At 44.3% G+C, this 16,885-nt stretch carries 15 protein-coding genes; 3 read left to right on the forward strand and 12 right to left on the reverse strand.

Features of this window, described 5'->3' with window-relative positions; all coding sequences use genetic code 11:
- Positions 1 to 80: 80 nt before the first annotated feature.
- Complete coding sequence (locus FAM09_RS23125; RefSeq protein WP_136579532.1) at positions 81 to 1,139, reverse strand: LacI family DNA-binding transcriptional regulator; 1,059 nt, start codon at positions 1,137 to 1,139, stop codon at positions 81 to 83.
- Positions 1,140 to 1,331: 192 nt separating this feature from the next.
- Between FAM09_RS23125 and FAM09_RS23130 the strand changes: the two genes are divergently transcribed.
- Together FAM09_RS23130 and FAM09_RS23135 are read left to right on the forward strand one after the other, a co-directional pair.
- Positions 1,332 to 2,222: a phytanoyl-CoA dioxygenase family protein gene (locus FAM09_RS23130; protein ID WP_136579533.1), complete on the forward strand. Its 891-nt coding sequence runs from the start codon at positions 1,332 to 1,334 to the stop codon at positions 2,220 to 2,222.
- 51 nt (positions 2,223 to 2,273) lie between these two features.
- Positions 2,274 to 4,331, forward strand: coding sequence for a glucosidase family protein (locus tag FAM09_RS23135; protein ID WP_136579534.1), 2,058 nt, complete (start codon positions 2,274 to 2,276; stop codon positions 4,329 to 4,331).
- Positions 4,332 to 4,374: 43 nt separating this feature from the next.
- On the opposite strand, the gene FAM09_RS23140 is transcribed toward FAM09_RS23135, so the two are convergent.
- The 11 genes from FAM09_RS23140 to FAM09_RS23190 all read right to left on the reverse strand — a co-directional run bounded on the left by FAM09_RS23140 (position 4,375) and on the right by FAM09_RS23190 (position 15,766).
- A complete protein-coding gene (locus FAM09_RS23140) occupies positions 4,375 to 5,232 on the reverse strand; it encodes a hypothetical protein (protein WP_136579535.1) in 858 nt (285 codons plus the stop codon).
- The gene (locus tag FAM09_RS23145; RefSeq protein WP_136579536.1) at positions 5,222 to 6,289 is read right to left on the reverse strand and encodes a Rieske 2Fe-2S domain-containing protein; all 1,068 of its coding nucleotides are present in this window, start codon (positions 6,287 to 6,289) and stop codon (positions 5,222 to 5,224) included. The genes FAM09_RS23140 and FAM09_RS23145 overlap by 11 nt, the downstream gene beginning before the upstream one ends.
- A 3-nt stretch (positions 6,290 to 6,292) precedes the next feature.
- Entirely contained in the window at positions 6,293 to 6,739 is a 447-nt protein-coding gene (locus tag FAM09_RS23150) for a hypothetical protein (RefSeq protein ID WP_136579537.1), read from the reverse strand.
- A complete protein-coding gene (locus tag FAM09_RS23155) occupies positions 6,736 to 6,933 on the reverse strand; it encodes a hypothetical protein (RefSeq protein ID WP_136579538.1) in 198 nt (65 codons plus the stop codon). Before FAM09_RS23155 ends, FAM09_RS23150 begins: the two co-directional genes overlap by 4 nt.
- A gap of 284 nt (positions 6,934 to 7,217) precedes the next feature.
- On the reverse strand, positions 7,218 to 8,798 hold the full coding sequence (locus FAM09_RS23160) for an FAD-dependent oxidoreductase (RefSeq protein ID WP_208025640.1): 1,581 nt from the start codon (positions 8,796 to 8,798) through the stop codon (positions 7,218 to 7,220).
- An 18-nt stretch (positions 8,799 to 8,816) separates the two neighbouring features.
- A complete protein-coding gene (locus FAM09_RS23165) occupies positions 8,817 to 10,787 on the reverse strand; it encodes an amylo-alpha-1,6-glucosidase (protein WP_136579540.1) in 1,971 nt (656 codons plus the stop codon).
- A gap of 29 nt (positions 10,788 to 10,816) precedes the next feature.
- Complete coding sequence (locus FAM09_RS23170) at positions 10,817 to 13,468, reverse strand: MGH1-like glycoside hydrolase domain-containing protein (protein ID WP_136579541.1); 2,652 nt, start codon at positions 13,466 to 13,468, stop codon at positions 10,817 to 10,819.
- Between the two features lie 40 nt (positions 13,469 to 13,508).
- Positions 13,509 to 14,315, reverse strand: a complete 807-nt coding sequence (locus FAM09_RS23175; RefSeq protein ID WP_136579542.1) for an SDR family oxidoreductase — start codon at positions 14,313 to 14,315, stop codon at positions 13,509 to 13,511.
- A 150-nt stretch (positions 14,316 to 14,465) separates the two neighbouring features.
- Positions 14,466 to 15,146: a Crp/Fnr family transcriptional regulator gene (locus tag FAM09_RS23180; protein WP_136579543.1), complete on the reverse strand. Its 681-nt coding sequence runs from the start codon at positions 15,144 to 15,146 to the stop codon at positions 14,466 to 14,468.
- A gap of 41 nt (positions 15,147 to 15,187) precedes the next feature.
- Entirely contained in the window at positions 15,188 to 15,412 is a 225-nt protein-coding gene (locus tag FAM09_RS23185) for a hypothetical protein (RefSeq protein WP_136579544.1), read from the reverse strand.
- A 21-nt stretch (positions 15,413 to 15,433) separates the two neighbouring features.
- Positions 15,434 to 15,766: a thioredoxin family protein gene (locus tag FAM09_RS23190; protein WP_166437252.1), complete on the reverse strand. Its 333-nt coding sequence runs from the start codon at positions 15,764 to 15,766 to the stop codon at positions 15,434 to 15,436.
- A 376-nt stretch (positions 15,767 to 16,142) separates the two neighbouring features.
- Between FAM09_RS23190 and FAM09_RS23195 the strand changes: the two genes are divergently transcribed.
- Complete coding sequence (locus FAM09_RS23195; protein ID WP_136579546.1) at positions 16,143 to 16,883, forward strand: outer membrane beta-barrel protein; 741 nt, start codon at positions 16,143 to 16,145, stop codon at positions 16,881 to 16,883.
- Positions 16,884 to 16,885: the final 2 nt, after the last annotated feature.

Below are 16,885 nucleotides of genomic sequence, written 5' to 3' on the forward strand. Positions count from 1 at the left end.
TTAATCCGATTGTACTGCTCCCAAAGCACCGATGATGACACTTGAGCCCGGCATGTCCTGTTTTTTTAATACAGTAACAATTACAGAAACCGATAATAATCGATATTGGTTTTCATGACTATATCAAGCGGTAGGAAATAAGAAGGCGCTATTGGTTTTTTCAATATTAAATAGTCATAAAACAATTTAATTCCCTGGTACGCCTGCTTTTGGGGTTGCTGGCTGATGAGGAAATCGATGGCTCCATTCTTTAACAATTGAATATTCTTATCAATAAGATCATAACCAATCATCCGGTAATTGGATTTTTGCGTTGGGGTAACCGCAGCTGCAATCTTATCAATTCCATTAACGACAAATATTCCTTCCAAATGTGGGTTATCCCTGAAAATGGCCGAAAGCCCTTTGCTGATCACTTGCTCATTTCCTGTATTATCGGTGAATTGTAGTATTCTTCTGCCGGCATTTTTAAAGTAAGTTAAAAAACCTTCCTCCCGAACGGAAAACTGGATGTGGTTATCCTCTTCCCTTTCTATGGAAGCAATTAGTATGTCTGCCTTTTTTGAAATCGTATAATCCATTAAGTTAGCAGCCAGGTACCCACTGTCCTTCGAATTGCTTCCAATAAAGCTGAGGTTGGATAACCCGGGAATATTACTGTCAAAGAAGATGACCGGAACATTTAAATTCTTATAATGTTGCAATAGCCTTATGGTTTCATTATAGAATACCGGTACCATAAATATGCCGTCATAACCATCATGGATCACCTCATCTACGCGTAACTTAAAAGAAGCTTCGTTGTTTTGTTCAAACGTCAGTATGCTGATGTTGATCCCAAAGGGGGAAACTTCTTTCACTGCCTCCTCAAACCCGGCGTTATGGGCAAACCAAAAAGGGATCATATCGGTGGCTTCAGGAATTAAAACTGCGATTGTATAATTTCTTGATGACTTTAACCTGCTGGCCAGGATATTTGGCGTATACCCCAAATCCTTAATGGCCTGCAAAATACGCTCACGGGTTGCTTTGGAAACGCCACCCCGGTTATGCAATACCTTATCAACCGGACCGATGGATACATTAGCCCGTTCTGCAATTTCTTTAATTCCGATGCTTTTATTGGAGCCTGTTTTCAAGGGTGGCAATATACATTTTTAATATAAAAATATTTGGAAGTACAAAATAAAGCATCTAGTATTGCTAAATAGTTAACGTACACTATTTCGCTGTAAAATAATGTAAATAGCTTGTAATCAGCTAAATATCATTTTATGAAACCCTGCCCAAACCGGGTAACGAATTGAGATGATCTAAATAAAAAAAGCCATATGAAAAGTCTAAAAGAATCCTTCGAAAAAGAGGGGTATGTGATTGTTGATGTCTTAACGCAACCCGAAATTGATCACTTCAGGGGTATTATGGACGATTTGCTTAGCCCTAAAATTGAAGCGACTGACAAGCGGGTCCGCAGTTCTTCTTTCCAGCACCTGGGTGATGAAATTGCCTCATTTGGGCAGGAAGCCCGGCAGTATTATTTTCATTTATTGACAAAGCCCGGAACCGAGCCTATTCACCACGCCTTTTATAACCCGGTGATCTTAAAAGTGGTGGAAGAGATCATTGGGCCCAACCTGATCATCAACAATGCATCGATCCTGGCAGCAAATGCAGGTACCTCTTATTCCCTCGGCTGGCACCGTGATATCATCCAGATCCCGCAGGAAGAGATAGAAGACTGGCTATTTTCAAAAGAACGGTTTCATAACAGCGTACAGATCAATTTGCCATTGGTAGATGAAAATTCCCTTTGGATTGTGCCCCGTAGTCATAACCGGCCCAACACACCGGAAGAAAATGAAGCATTCCAGGGCTCGAAGCACTATGCGCCGGTTGGTGTGGAAATGCCCGGCGGTATGCCCGTTCCTTTAAAGGCCGGGCAGGCGGTGATCTATAATAATAATTTGATCCATAGGGGATATACCAAAACGATGGAAGTGCCGAGGCGCACCCTGCATATGGGTTACCATAGCGCGGCACACCCTCCAACCTGGCATTTTTACCTGCTCAACGCCAGCCTGTTAACGCCTGAATACCTGCAAAGGCTTAACCCCACCATGCAAAGGATGATGAACGAATACCTGGAATGCAAACGGCAGTATCCGAAGATGAGCGACACCTGGAAATATGATTATAATTTTCCCGGGCAGGCAGCAAATTAGAGCACCCGGTACCGTGATATAGCTACTATTAACAAGCATAATTGAAAATAAATGAAACTAACGATTGACAAAATACTTGTAAGCTTTTTAGCTTTTCTGTTGCCATCCCTGCTTTTTGCCCAACAGAATATGTTACCTCAGCAAAATGACCGTTGGGCTATACAGCCTGATGGAAGTATCAAATGGATAATCAATGGTCGCCTGCCGCATACTGATCATATTGAAATGTCGGGAGAAAAAGTATCTGTTTGGGTTCAGTATGGATTAGATAGTGCAGGCAGATCTTCTGTTTTGCGAACAGTGGTTTTCCCCACATTCAGGATGCTGCCCGATGTTACCCGAAGCCACATTGATTATACTTTCCTCGACAACGAGCTGCCACGGTTCTTTATTAATAACCGGCAGTTAAAAATGGACCTGGCCGTTGGGAAAAAGTCAGGCAATCTTTCCTATAATATCAAAAGCATCAGCCATAAAGGTATTATGCAGATTGATGCGGTAACAGGTAATCCGGCACTGGTAAAAATTGAACGGCGAATTTTTCCTTCCGTGGACAAACCTATGGTCATTGAAAAATTTGTTTTCACAAATACAACCGATAAGCCGCTTACCATTTCCATGGAATACCTGAAGCGTGAGGTAAGAACGGATAGCATTCAAAGTAAAGAAAGGCCGCACACGATCATCATGGCATCTGTAGGCGATGGCAGCCGGATAGTGCAACCGGGTGAGCGCACCAGTTTTGCCGTTTGTTACCGGGCAACAGATTTTCCCGCCCAGCCCATTACCGTTGATGCAGATGCAGAAGAAAGCGCGCGTAAAAGTCGTATCAACACTATTTTATCACCATTGCAATTACAAACACCGGATACAATTTTGAATACGGAGTTTTCATTTGCCAAGATCAGGGGAACGGAAAGTATTTACAAAACCAAGGTTGGTTATCTCCATGGCCCCGGTGGCCTTGCTTATTATGCAGCTGTGTGGGCAAATGACCAGGCCGAATATGTGTGCCCATTCTTTGCATTCCTGGGCGATAGCATTGGCAACCTCTCTGCGATGGCCTGTTACCGTTTGTTTGCCAGGTATATGAACCCCGAATACCGTCCCATACCCAGTTCCATAGTTGCCGAAGGGGATGGCGTATGGCAAGGAGCCGGCGACAGGGGCGATATGGCCATGATCGCTTATGGTGCTTCCCGGTTCGCACTGGCCTATGGTAATTCTGATTCTGCAAAAGTATTGTGGCCGTTGATCACCTGGAGTCTTGAATACAGCCGCAGGAAATTAAATGACCAGGGCGTTGTTACTTCAGATCATGATGAACTGGAAGGGCGCTTTCCATCCGGCAAAGCCAACCTGGCAACAAGCAGCCTTTATTATGCCGCATTGAGATCTGCGGCCGATCTTGGTAAACAACTGCATCAGCCTAAATCACAGTTAGATTCGTATTTAAAACAGGCAGCAATACTTAAAATTAATATCGAAAAATATTTTGGCGGTAACGTAGAAGGGTTTGAAGCGTATAAATATTACGAAACCAATGATGTATTGCGTGCCTGGATGTGCGTTCCCTTAACCATGGGCATTTTAGAACGGAGCAAGGAAACGATCAACGCCCTGTTTTCGCCCAGGTTATGGACAGTAGACGGATTGGCTACCGAGGCAGGTAAAGAAACTTTTTGGGACCGGTCGACCCTGTATGCACTTCGTGGTGTACTGCAGGCCGGTGAAACAGAAAGAGCCATGGACTATCTGCGCTTTTATTCGCGCAGGAGACTGTTGGGAGAGCATGTGCCATATCCGGTAGAAGCTTATCCCGAAGGTAACCAGAGGCATTTGTCGGCCGAGGGCGGCCTTTATTGCAGAATATTTATAGAAGGCCTGTTTGGCATGCTGCCAACAGGGTTTAACAGTTTTAATTGTACGCCACGGCTCCCAAAGGACTGGAATGAAATGGCATTAAATAACATCCACTCGTTCGGTCATGTCTTCGATCTCAAAATATCCAGGCTGAACAAGGAAAAATTAATTATTACCATAACGGAGGGCAGCAAAATAATTAAATACAAAATAAATGACGGCGATACACAAGCGGTAACTTTATAGCATTATTTGATTCGGGGGGATGTATCGACCGGTGCCTTTATGTTTATTTTAAACACGGTGCTATACAACCGATGGTCTGGCTGCCGGGTTTAATGAGTTGGCGGGCAGAAACAGGGGAGATGCTTTTTTTATCTGTGACGTACAATATAACCCAGTCATCGTATTTTACCACTTTTGCTTTTACTGCTACCGGTGCTGCTACAAATTCTTTTACTGCCTGGTTCATTTTTTCGCCCTGCGCGCCCATTAATAAATAATAATTGGCTTCGCCTTCATTATTTATCACTTTTAAAACGGGAGGTATGCCGCCTGAAATGCAGCGGATAGCACAGTCCTTATGCGGCTTGCCTTCTCCGGGTTTCATTACACCGAAAAAACATTTGGGATCAACAATTTCGCCCAGGATGGTTTGTTCGCCCAATTCTTTTTGCAGTGGTAATATATTTTCACCGGCTGCTTTATTTACCGATACCAGGGGATCATCGGCGGCATCTATTTGCATGAGTAATTTTCCATCGTTATACAGCAGCGTTCCTTTCAATGTGATCTCTTTTTTAACCAGGTCAAGGTGCTTTTCCTTTTCCAGGTCAAGTATAATGCCACCGGCGCCAAATTTTCCATAACCGATCAATGGAATGGTGATATACGAAGCGCGTCCCAACAGGTCTTTTCCACTCATCACTTTAATGGCGGGAACCGGTTCCTTAAAATAAACGCCAGTTATGTTGGTCAGCCGGCCAAACTCAAATTGCCCGGTGCTGAATTTTTTCTGGGCTGTTGCCAGCAGAACACCAACAGTAACTGCGAGGATCAATAAAGCAATGATCACTTTTTTTGTATGCCTGGCAAAACTGCCCGGCGCTTTCGGCATCCAGCCTATATAAAAGTCGTTATTTGACATTTTCTATAATTTGATTATCGGGAATAATGATAGCTGCCCCAGGCCGTTCGGTGCCTTCAGGCAAAGGCTGAGGGTTCAACCAAACCTGTGAGCCTGCTACTTTTACATGATACGTGTTCACTTTTTCTTTGAAAGGAAGGGGCGATTGGCCGTTTTGCGGCAGGTACTGATAGCCATGCCAGGGACAGGTGATACAGCCGTCAATAATTTGGCCCTCACCCAGAGGCCCGCCCTGGTGTTTGCATACGTTATGTATGGCATATAATTTATCTTCAAACCTGAACAGCGCAATCCTTTCTTTGTCTATACAAAAGATCTTCGCGCAATTATCAGGTACGTCCCGGCTTTCGCATACATACACAAACCCTTCACTTTTTAATTTGAAGAGCTGATTGTCTTTTCGTACTTCCCTGGTTCCTGCTACCAGGTGCAGCGTAATAAGGGCGGCAGCGCCGGCCAAAACCATTACGAACAATACGGGGTTGGTTTCATATTGCACCACACCCAGCATTACATGCATAATTACCAGGAAATAGGCCAGGTAAACGAACAGGTGAAGGGTTTTCCATATTTTGGGCGATAGGGTATGTAACCAGAAGTCGTGGCTGGTAATAGCCATTAAGAAGAAGATGACCAGGGCAAAAAATCCCAATGCCTGGAAGGGGAATTTCGATACCGAATTATATTGTGTATTGGCGGTAAATAAAGAAACGAATGGGTTTACATTGCCCAGTGCATGAAACTGCAGAATACTGAAGCTGCCATGTATGAGGGCAATTGTGAACATTGTAACGCCCAAATGCCGGCGATTGTATAGTAAGGGTAAAAACTTTTTGTTGATGCGTGTTAACGGCCCTATGCTTAGTATTACATGCAACAGCAATATTGCCAGCGTGGCCGTAGACCGGATAAGAGCCGTTTCAAATGTATAATCGGGATTGGATATTGCTGTTATTGCAATAAATGTACTCAGGTACAATACGCAAAATGCAAAAATGAACCAGTCATATATTTTTTTCTGACGGTTCCAGCCTACTGCAAGATAAGATACGCCCATATCTCAAAAATTTATTGTGTCAATGATCTGCTGGTGAATAAAGTCGTAGAGGATTAATTGGTCCTTTGAAAAGTTTGCAATTTGAAAAGTTGAGTCAAGGGCAAAGCGATATGTTCCGCGTGATTCTATTCTACCTATCAAAATGCCATTATTTATCGTACTTCCTTTTTGCACCTTATAAATGGTAGCTGTTGGCCAGGTCAACGGTTTTTTATTGAGCCACTCCAATTGAAAGGCCGATCGTTGACGGTTGCTGCGAATAAAAACTATATAATTATCTTTTGTCCTCTGTTTCAATATTTCAGGTAATGGTTTTTCTGCATCAGGCTGCAACAAGGTTTGCATTGGGTATTTTGGAATAGCCATCCAGGCTACAATAATGCCTAACGGCAACAAGACAGCCAGGGCTGTCCATATTTGCAAGTGCCTTTTTCGTAATGATCGTATCATTTTTTCATCCATTTTTTTAGCAATAGGGGCCAAAACACCATGACGCCGGGAATGATGATGATGCGAAATCCGATGCTGCCGCCATGAGCCGTTTCATCGATCCTGTTTACTCCTTTTATTACAAACGGAATGGCAAATAACAGTCCGCACAACAGATAGGTTACTATGAGTATCAATATAATTGTAATGATCATAGCTATGTTCATTGAATGCAGTGAATAGAGATCTTATTACAAAGCAACTATATGAATGGAATTAGAAATGTCGGCCGGTTGACGGAATGGAAGAGGATTCGTACAAATGTCGGGAATATTATGAACATGCCTGCCTGGCCGGTAATGACAATGCTCAGGGTTTTTCTTCCATAAGTAACATGGCAACTGGGCATCCCACCGGCACATTAAATAAGTAAGCGTTACAGCCGGATTAATATGTGATCCGGAGGGAGCGGTTGTTCCAGTTCCATATATAATGAATCTTATGCTGTTTGGAATTCATTTTCCACCGGTACTGTATTCAACACGTTTTGCAAAAGATGATCGCCTACCCGCAATGCATTCGCTGCAATGGTCAGTGACGGGTTGAAGGCGCCGCAACTGGGAAAGAAACTCGCATCTACTACATACAGGTTATCGAGGTCATGGGCCTTGCAATTCAGGTCGAGCACGCTGCTGCGGGGATCGGCGCCAAAACGAAGCGTTCCATTCTGGTGGCTCATGCCGCTGATATCGAGATCGTAGCCTGCCCACTGTATATCTTTAAAACGATTATCCAGTTCGCCCACCTTCCGCATTACCTGTTTCAGCTTTTCTTTTAATCGTTCATAAGCCGGATAATTATTTCGGTAATAATATACTTTTATATGGCCGTCGTTTGTAATGGTAACCCTGTTTTCGGGTGAAGGCAGGTCCTCGGCTGTAAGCCAGAAATCAAGAGTCATTTGTTTTAGTTGCGAATAGGGAACACCGGGATAAATTTTTTCAGCCAGCCATAGAATCGTATCGGGGTCGTTTCTGCCCATCAGCTGAATTTCGCCTAAAGGGAATTCGCTATCATCGGCATTGTGATAAAAGTCGGCCAGGCCCAGGCTTTTTTGAAATACACAATCATTCACCGGTTCTTTTGTAAATGCCACCAGACTACCATTATGGTGCAGCATTAAATTCCTGCCCACCTGGCCCGATGAATTGGCTAGCCCGTTGGGATGTTTATCATTAGCGCTTCGCAGCAATAGCGCGGCACTGTTTACGGCCCCGCAGGCAACAATGACCAGTTCAGTATGGTATTCGATCTGTTCTCCTTTTACTTCTGCAATTACTTTGGTAACACGGGTGCCGCTTGCATTGGTTTCCAGTTTTTGCACCCGGGCATGTGTTACCAGGGTTACCTGTTTATGTTGCAGGGCCGGGCGCAGGGCCATAACCTGACCATCGGCTTTGCTGTCGGTAGGGTCGGGAAAGCCATCGAAATTTTCAAGCATTACCGGCGCCTCTGTTTTTGAAAGATCCTGTGGCAGCTTAATGCCCATAGGCAGGGGAAAGGGCCGCAAACCTACCTGTTCCAGTTTGGCGTTCAGCTCCTGTATCAGTGGTTCATACGATAAGGGAGGCAACGGATATTCATTATTAGCCCAGGGTTCTGTGGGATCAACGCCTCTTTTGCCATGAACGCTGTACATAGCTTCCGCCTGCGTATAATAAGGTTCATAAACACCATAGGGCAGGGGCCATGCCGGGGATCTACCACCGAAATGTTGTACTTCCTCAAAATCACTTTCGCGGAACCGGAACATGGCTGCGCCATACATTTTACTATTACCGCCTACGTTGTAATGAATAAATGGTTTAAAAGGCTTGTCATCCTGATCGTACCAAATGTCATTGGGCCGGTAACGGCCCTGTGTTACCACTTCATGCGCATCCCAGTTCTCTTTTTCCTTGGGAATGAAGCCGCCTCTTTCGAGGATCAGGATCTTTTTTCCGCTGGCCGCCAGTTTATAGGCCATCGTACTTCCACCGGTGCCAGTGCCGATGATAACGATATCATAATGGTTATTCATGATGAAATATGTTTGTGGTTATTTTTTGTTTTCCAGTAAGCCATATTCTTTTATCACGCGTAATAACTCTGCAACGCCCCATGCCTGCGCTACACATCCTTTGGGGCGGTGGGGGGCATCGGCATCAAAGATCTCGGCAACACTGCCTATGCAGCCTTCGTTGAGATGATAGCGGAAATTATTAATAACAGTCCGGGCTTTATTTCCCGAGCCATCCAGCTTCATGATCACATCAATATAGGCGCCAAGCAACCAGCTCCAGGCCGCACCCTGGTGATACGATGAATCGCGTTTGTAAGGATCTCCTTCGTATACACCTGTGTAACGTGCATCATCGGGCGACAGACTGCGCATACCCACCGGTGTATATAATTTTTCAGTCACAACTGCAAGTACCGCTGCTGCTTTTCCGTCATCAATTAAAGGGAAAGGCAGGCTAATGGCAAAAAGCTGGTTCGGGCGAAGCGTAGCATCGGGCCGGCCCTGTTCGTCAATTACGTCGTACAGGTAATTGCCTTCGGCATACCAGAATTTTTGAAGAAAACTTTCTTTTACCCGTACCGCGCTTGTGCGAACGATGGCAGCGTCTGCGGGTTGATCATTTAACGCCAGCAATTCAGCAAAAATGATCAATGCATTGTACCATAATGCCTGTATCTCTACGGGTTTGCCCATGCGGGGGGTAACCACCCAGTTGCCAATTCTGGCATCCATCCAGGTTAACTGGAACCCGGTTTCACCGGCATAAAGCAGGCCATCGTCATCTGCATGAATGTTGTATCGTGTACCGCGATAGTGCCAGTCGATTATCTCTTTCAATACGGGCAATATCTCTTTTATAACAAAAGGAAAGTCATTGGTAGCCTGCAAATACTTATAAATGGCAATGAAATACCAAAGGGTTCCGTCAACGTTGTTATATTCAGGCGGTTCTCCATTATCCTGGAAACGGTTGGGCAACATACCCTTGCTTACGTTTTTTGCAAAGGCCAGCAATACCTTACGGGCATCATCATACCGGCCGGTTGATAAGCATAAACCCGGTAATGAGATCATGGTATCACGTCCCCAATCGGTAAACCAATGGTAACCGGCAATGACCGTTGCCCCCTCCTCGCTGTCGACAGCTCTCTTTACTATAAACTGGTCGGCGGCAAATAGTAATTGTTGAAGGGTTTCGTTATCAGGCTGATTGTTCAATAATGCCCGGCGGCGTATTTTTTCCTGTTGTAACAGGTCGTATGCATTTTTTGCATGCGGATCATCAGTTGAAACAATACATCCCAGTGAATCGCCTTGTTTTAAGGTAACGCTGAGCGCACCGGGTGTAAACAGGTCTTCTATATGATCGAGCCCACGGGATTGCTCTATGTTGTAATGAAAATTATAATACCAGTCGGCATTGCATTGCCATGTACTACCGGGAACTTTTATAAATATACCGGGCGTTCCATTACCGGCATTTGTTTTTAATATACCGTTGCCGAACGATGCCTCATGATGAATGCTGCCGTTGGCATGCATCAGGTTGTGATACCCTCTTACTGCCAGCAAAGGCAATAATTCAAGGGTGAAAGGCTGATCAGCCTTTATTACGTCATATATAACAAGTACCGTATTTTCATGGTGCACCATGGCGATGGTTTTCTTTAACTGAATGCCATCTACTTCATATACAAATTCCGGGAACTGATATTTTGTAAAACCGGTTATATAATTATACCCTTTTGGATGGATAGCAGCCCCATAGTCGTTTACGCCTAATTGAATTTTGTTGCCATTGCTTATGATCGTTTCATCCAGTTTTGAAACAAGCACCATCCTGTCTGCAGGCGGAACAACTGCAGCAACCAGTAATCCGTGATATCGCCGGGTGTTACAATTGATCACCGATGAACTGCTAAAAGCGCCGAGCCCGTTCGTTTCGAGCCATTCATGGCTTATGGCTTCGTTATAATTTTGTAATATGGATGCCGGGAGGGAAAGCATAATGAATGATCTTTTAACAGGTTAATTATTTACATTGGTTCCATTACCGGGTGCTGAACGTTTTCGAATAAGGCAACCCGGTTGATGAGTTCTGCTATTACACCCGTCCACCCGGTTTGATGCGAGGCGCCAACGCCACGGCCCGTATCTCCATGGAAATATTCATAAAATAATACCAGGTCGCTGAAGTGCGGGTCATCGCGATAGAGTGTTGAATGATCATTTACAGGGCGATGGCCGTTTTCATCTTTTTGAAATGTAGAGATCAGTCGTTTTGAAATGGCATGCGCTATTTCATGCAGGGTCATTTTATTACCTGATCCCGTAGGAAATGCTGCTTTACATTTTTCTTTATAATACAGGCAATATTGATGCAATGCCTGCACGATGAGGTAATTCATGGGCATCCACACGGGGCCGCGCCAGTTGCTGTTACCGCCAAATAACGACGTGGTGCTTTCCCCCGGCTGATAATTCAAGCCAAATTCCTGCCCGTTTATGTTTACCGAGTAACCGGCTTCATGTATTTTTGAAACAGAACGGATACCTCCCATACTTAAAAACTCTTTTTCGTCGAGTAACGATTGCAGTAATTTTTCGAGCCGCTGTTTGGGAACGAGCGATAATAAGATATCATCCTGGTCTTTTAAGTCTTCGATCACCAGGTACTGCCCGTTATCTTCCCGGTACTTCTGGAACCATTTTAACCGCCGGTGAAATTCTGGAACTTTTTCAAGCAGGTCTTTCTTTAAAACCAATACGGCAAACAAAGTAGTCAAACCCACCAGGCTACGAACCTTTAATGGGATGTAGCGGCCATCGGGCAGGGCCAGCACATCATAAAAAAAGCCTTCTTCTTCGTTCCAGCTGCCCGTCCAGTTTTCGCCTATACGGTTTAGTGATTCTGCTATATAAACGAAATGTTCAAAGAACTTTGTAGTAACATCTTCATAATTGGGATTTTGCTGGGCAATTTCGAGCGCCATTTCGAGCATGTTCAGGCAATACATCGCCATCCAGGCGGTGCCATCGGCCTGTTCAAGCATGCCGCCGCCGGGAATGGTATTGCTGCGATCGAAAACCCCGATATTATCCAATCCCAAAAAGCCGCCTTCGAAAACATTATTGCCTTTATGGTCTTTTCGGTTTACCCACCAGGTAAAATTGATCAGCAGTTTCTGGAATGCTTTTTCCAGAAAGTCAATATCGCCTTTGCCATGCTTTTCTTTTTCCATTTTATATACCTGTAAGCAACTCCATGCATGTACAGGTGGGTTTACATCGCCGAATGCCCATTCATAGGCCGGCAACTGACCATTAGGATGCATGTACCATTCACGCAGGAACAACAGGAGCTGTTCTTTGGCAAAATGAGGGTCGATCATGCTTAATGGGATACAATGAAAGGCCAGGTCCCAGGCGGCATACCAGGGGTATTCCCATTTATCGGGCATGGAAATAATATCTTCATTGTTGAGTGTATTCCAATGCTGATTACGCCCCGTTTTTCTGCTTTCAGGCGGGGCAGGCTGGTTTTTATCGCCCTGCAGCCATTGGGGCATGTCTATGTTAAAATATTGTTTACTCCATAACATACCGGCAAATGCCTGTCGCTGAATATTGCGTAATTCTTCATTATCGGTAGCGGTTACCCCGGCATAAAATTCATTCGCTTCCAGTATACGTTGGTTAAATAAAGTATCAAACGCTTCAAATGGATGGTGGTAAACGGGTTCTTTGCTTAAGCGGAGCCGGATGGTAACAGCCGAATGAGCGGGAATATTGTATTCGTACATGGGCGCCAGTTTTGTTCCCTCTTTCTTTTCCTGGAGCCAGGCAAATTGTTGTTGCTGTATAGCTGTGTGAAACGCATCTTTTACGTAAGGCGATGCATTGGGAACGCCATACAATTTTTCGGTATTGGTCTCATTTTCGGTAAGAAGGGTATAGGCAGGGGGCTCGAAATAAAAATGATAATTGCCCGGTTGATCGTGTATGATCTCCGCAACGCGAAAACCGTCATTGTTCTCTTTCAGCCGGATGACCGGTTTTTTCTTCATTGATCCGAAACTCCACAAGTTACGCAGCCACAATGTTGGTAAAACGGCTATGTAAGCCGGTTCAGGGTCGCGGTTGTATACTGTTATACGAATGGCAATATCTTCAATATCGTGTTTGGCATATTCAGTGAACACATCAAAGTACCTGCCTTCATTGAATAAGCCGGTATCGGTAAGCTCATATTCATTGTCATATCTCGACCGGCAACGGTTAGTATGTACCAGGTCGTTATATGGATAGGCTGCCTGCGGGTACTTATATAAATGTTTCATATAGGAATGCGTGGGCGTATTATCGAGGTAATAATACAGTTCCTTCACATCTTCGCCATGGTTGCCTTCATTGCCGGTTAAGCCGAAGAGCCGTTCTTTTATGATCGGGTCTTTACCATTCCACAATGTAATGGCGAAGCAAATGCGCTGCATCTCATCGCTTATTCCGGCAATGCCATCTTCGCCCCAGCGATAGACCCTGCTTCGGGCGTGATCGTGCGGAAAATAATCCCATGCATTGCCATAAGGGCTGTAATCTTCCCGAACGGTTCCCCACTGGCGTTCGCTGAGGTAAGGGCCCCATTTCTTCCACGCCGCATTGTTGAGGCGTTGTTGTTCACTGTTCATGTTGAATATTTTTTTTATCATTTAATCACGAGACTATTAATCAACCATTATCTTCAAAACCCGGGTATAAGGTCATGCCGCCGTCAACAAAAAGGGTAGTGCCGTTTACATAATCTGCATCATCACTGGCCAGCCAAACGGCAGCTTTTCCAATATCTTCGACCTGGCCAATGCGTTTTTGCGGAATGAGTTTTAAAAGGTTTTGTAAATGGGCAGCGGTATCCCAGGCATCGTGATTAATAGGCGTTTGAATGGCCCCGGGTGCAATACTGTTGATGCGGATCTTTTTAGGTGCATATTCCTGGGCAATGGTTTTCATCAGCAGATGCACGCCGCCCTTTGAAGCGGCATAATTGGCATGACCCGCCCATGGTATAACTTCATGTACGCTGCTCATGCAAATGATCTTTCCGGCTGATGTTGACTTGCCATTTACCCCTCTGCGTAAGAACTCGCGGATGGCCTCCCGCGCACATAAAAATTGCCCGGTAAGATTTACACTCAGTACAAAGTTCCATTGTTCCAGTGTCATTTCTGTAAACGGAGCATCTTTTTGTAAGCCTGCATTGTTTATAAGAATGTCTACTGTGCCAAATTGATTAATTACATCGGTAAACATGTTCATCACCTGGTCTTCCCTGCTCACATCACACTGGTAAGCAATGGCCATACCTCCATTAGCGGCAATAGACGCCACTACTTCCTCTGCCATTGCACGGCCTGCTGCAGTGGGATAATTGATAACTACTGTAGCGCCGGCTTTAGCCATTTCTTTGGCACAACCGGCTCCAATACCGCTGCCGGCGCCGGTTACAATGGCCACCTGCCCCTGTAATTTCTTTTCCATGTTATATTTGTTTTGTTGAATTAAAGTAAAGCTATTCCCACAGAGCGTACAGGAGATTGCTTTTTAAGTTTCTCAATAGATTGCCTGATCAATGTGACAATGATCGTTACTTTACAAAAGATCAACTGTCGCGGCGTTTACAAATACCGATTAATTCCAGATGCGCATATCATTTAGTTCAATATGCTTCCGGTTGTAGCACAGCAACCCCGAGTCGCGCAATTCATTCAATAATACGTTTACACTTTGACGGGATGTGGCAATCACGTTGGCAATATCTGAATGGGTCAAGTAGTTGTTCAAGATTATTTTATCGCCAATCCGGTTTCCATCTGTATGTGCCCAGTTCTTTATAAAACGGATCAGCCGTGCTTTGGTATCCCGGAACACCAGATCGGCATGGCGGTTCTCCAGCTTTTTTAACTTGTGGTTCACCATATTGGCATAGTGTATGGCCATGAATGGGTTTTCCTGCAATATTTTTTTGAAATCCACCGCATTGAAAAAGCACACAATGGTATTGGCGGTTAATGCTTCTGCAAACTCTTCCAGGGAAGGACTGCCGTGGAGGCTCATATCGCCAAAAACATCCGGTGCAGTTAAAATGTCTTTGATAAGCTCGTTGCTGTCATCATTTAATTCTGCAATCTTCACTTTACCCTGTATGAGCAGAAATATTTTACTGTATGCACCTTCACCATAATTGATCGTTTGTCCCCGGTAAATGGTTTTAACTTTTGCCAGCTGGCAGGTGTCTTTTATCATCTGCTCACTTTCATGGGCAAATAAAGGATGACTTTTCAGGTAGGCGTATTTAATTTCTTCTGACATGATCGTATGTTTAAATGAGGTTTAAGTGATGGGTGAACTGGTTAATTTTTACTGTTGTTTAGCGTTTCTGTAAGTATTTTACGAATTGAAGCGGAGGGAATTATCCATGGCTTAATGGATACTGCCTGGCCTTCTTTGAGAAATAGAAAACCTTCAAGGTCGCAAAGTGGTGACTCCAATGAACAGGCAGCCTCTATTTCATGCGCTGATACGTGCACAAATGTTCCGAAGTTCACTTCGAAATATTTTTTCAGATCTCTTCTCATATTGGTTGCTTTTAAGGTGAATTATTGGTTGGTTGATGAAATGGCGTTCTTGATCTTTGAGATCAATACGTTTTTTGGGGTCAGGCCAATGGCGTGATCGATAACCTGGCCGCCTTTAAAGAAAAGGATGGTTGGTAATTCCATTACGCCATATTCTTTTTCCAGGGTCGTTTCTTTTTCTACATCAACAGTATAAAAGCTGGCTATGTCCTTGAACATCCTTGCCAGATCCATATATACGGGTTCTATGATCTGACAGGTTCCGAGCCAGCTTTTTTTGAACTGTACGATCGCCAGGGTCCTGCTTTCAATTACATGTTTTGTAAAATCCTGCTGGGTAACTTCTTTATTCATATCGGTAAAATTTTTCGGCATACTATTTAAAGGGCTAATGGGGTGCCAATGTGTTCGTGAGGTTTGAAAATCGCTTGAAACGCGCTCCTGTACTGCGTTCTGGAAGATCAGGGTTTTACATTATAAAGGTCGGGACCCATGGAAAAGTCCCAATAGGTTGGGAGTTTCCCAATATGTTGGGAAAAAAGATTGGGAAAGCCTGGGCGGCAAAAATTACGGGCAGAAAATCGTTCAGCATTCTGCGAACCGCATTTCAGGAATTGCCACCTGGTATGTCAGTCGCCCGACATTGCGCGGTTCACACTTATGTTACATTTGTTTGTACATCCAAGATCTAAAAATGAAACACTTCGTATATCAGTTTAAATAAAGCATCATGAAATTATTTGGTTTGTTAACGGTATTATTGCTTTTGCTTGCACCGGCATTATGTGCACAGCAGCATACATATCCCCGCATTAACCGGTTTGCCGATGTAACCGGAACTGCCGGCAGTTCGCAGGGTACGGTGGCGGCTTCTTATGTTCATAACTGGCATTTAGGCAAAAAAAGGAAATGGGAAGCCGGGGTAGGCCTTCGCTGGACCACCTACTTTGGAACAAAGACAGATTTTATTACCGCGCCTGCGCGGCTTGCACGTTCAACCACCACGCCATTTCTTATTGTTTTTGCCGGACAGGAGACCGCCAATTGGGATACGCTTACGGTTCAACGGCCATTGATCAATTCTGTAAACTTTTCAGTGAACTTCGGTTACAACTTTACCCCAAAATGGTCGGCAGGTTTTAATATCGATGTTATCGGATTTTCGTTCGGCAGAAGAGGCAGTGGCATTTTAACCAGCAACGGCAGTACGCGTAATGAACCTAACGCCAAACCCTATGGCTTTAATGTATTGCTTACCGGAGATAACGATTATGGCAGCCTTAACTCGGAATATTTTATCAAATACCGTATCAATACCCGCTGGGGGATCAAGGCGGTTTATGAATATTATTTTGCCGAATACCAGACCACCAATATTAAGCAAACAGCCCCTGATGGCACTATGGTCAGCCGTTTCAGGAATAAAGTAAATACATTGGGATTAGGCGTTTCTTACCACTTTAATAATTAAAT

It is taken from the genome of Niastella caeni (genome assembly GCF_004834005.1).
In the GTDB taxonomy this organism is placed as follows: Bacteria; Bacteroidota; Bacteroidia; order Chitinophagales; family Chitinophagaceae; genus Niastella; species Niastella caeni.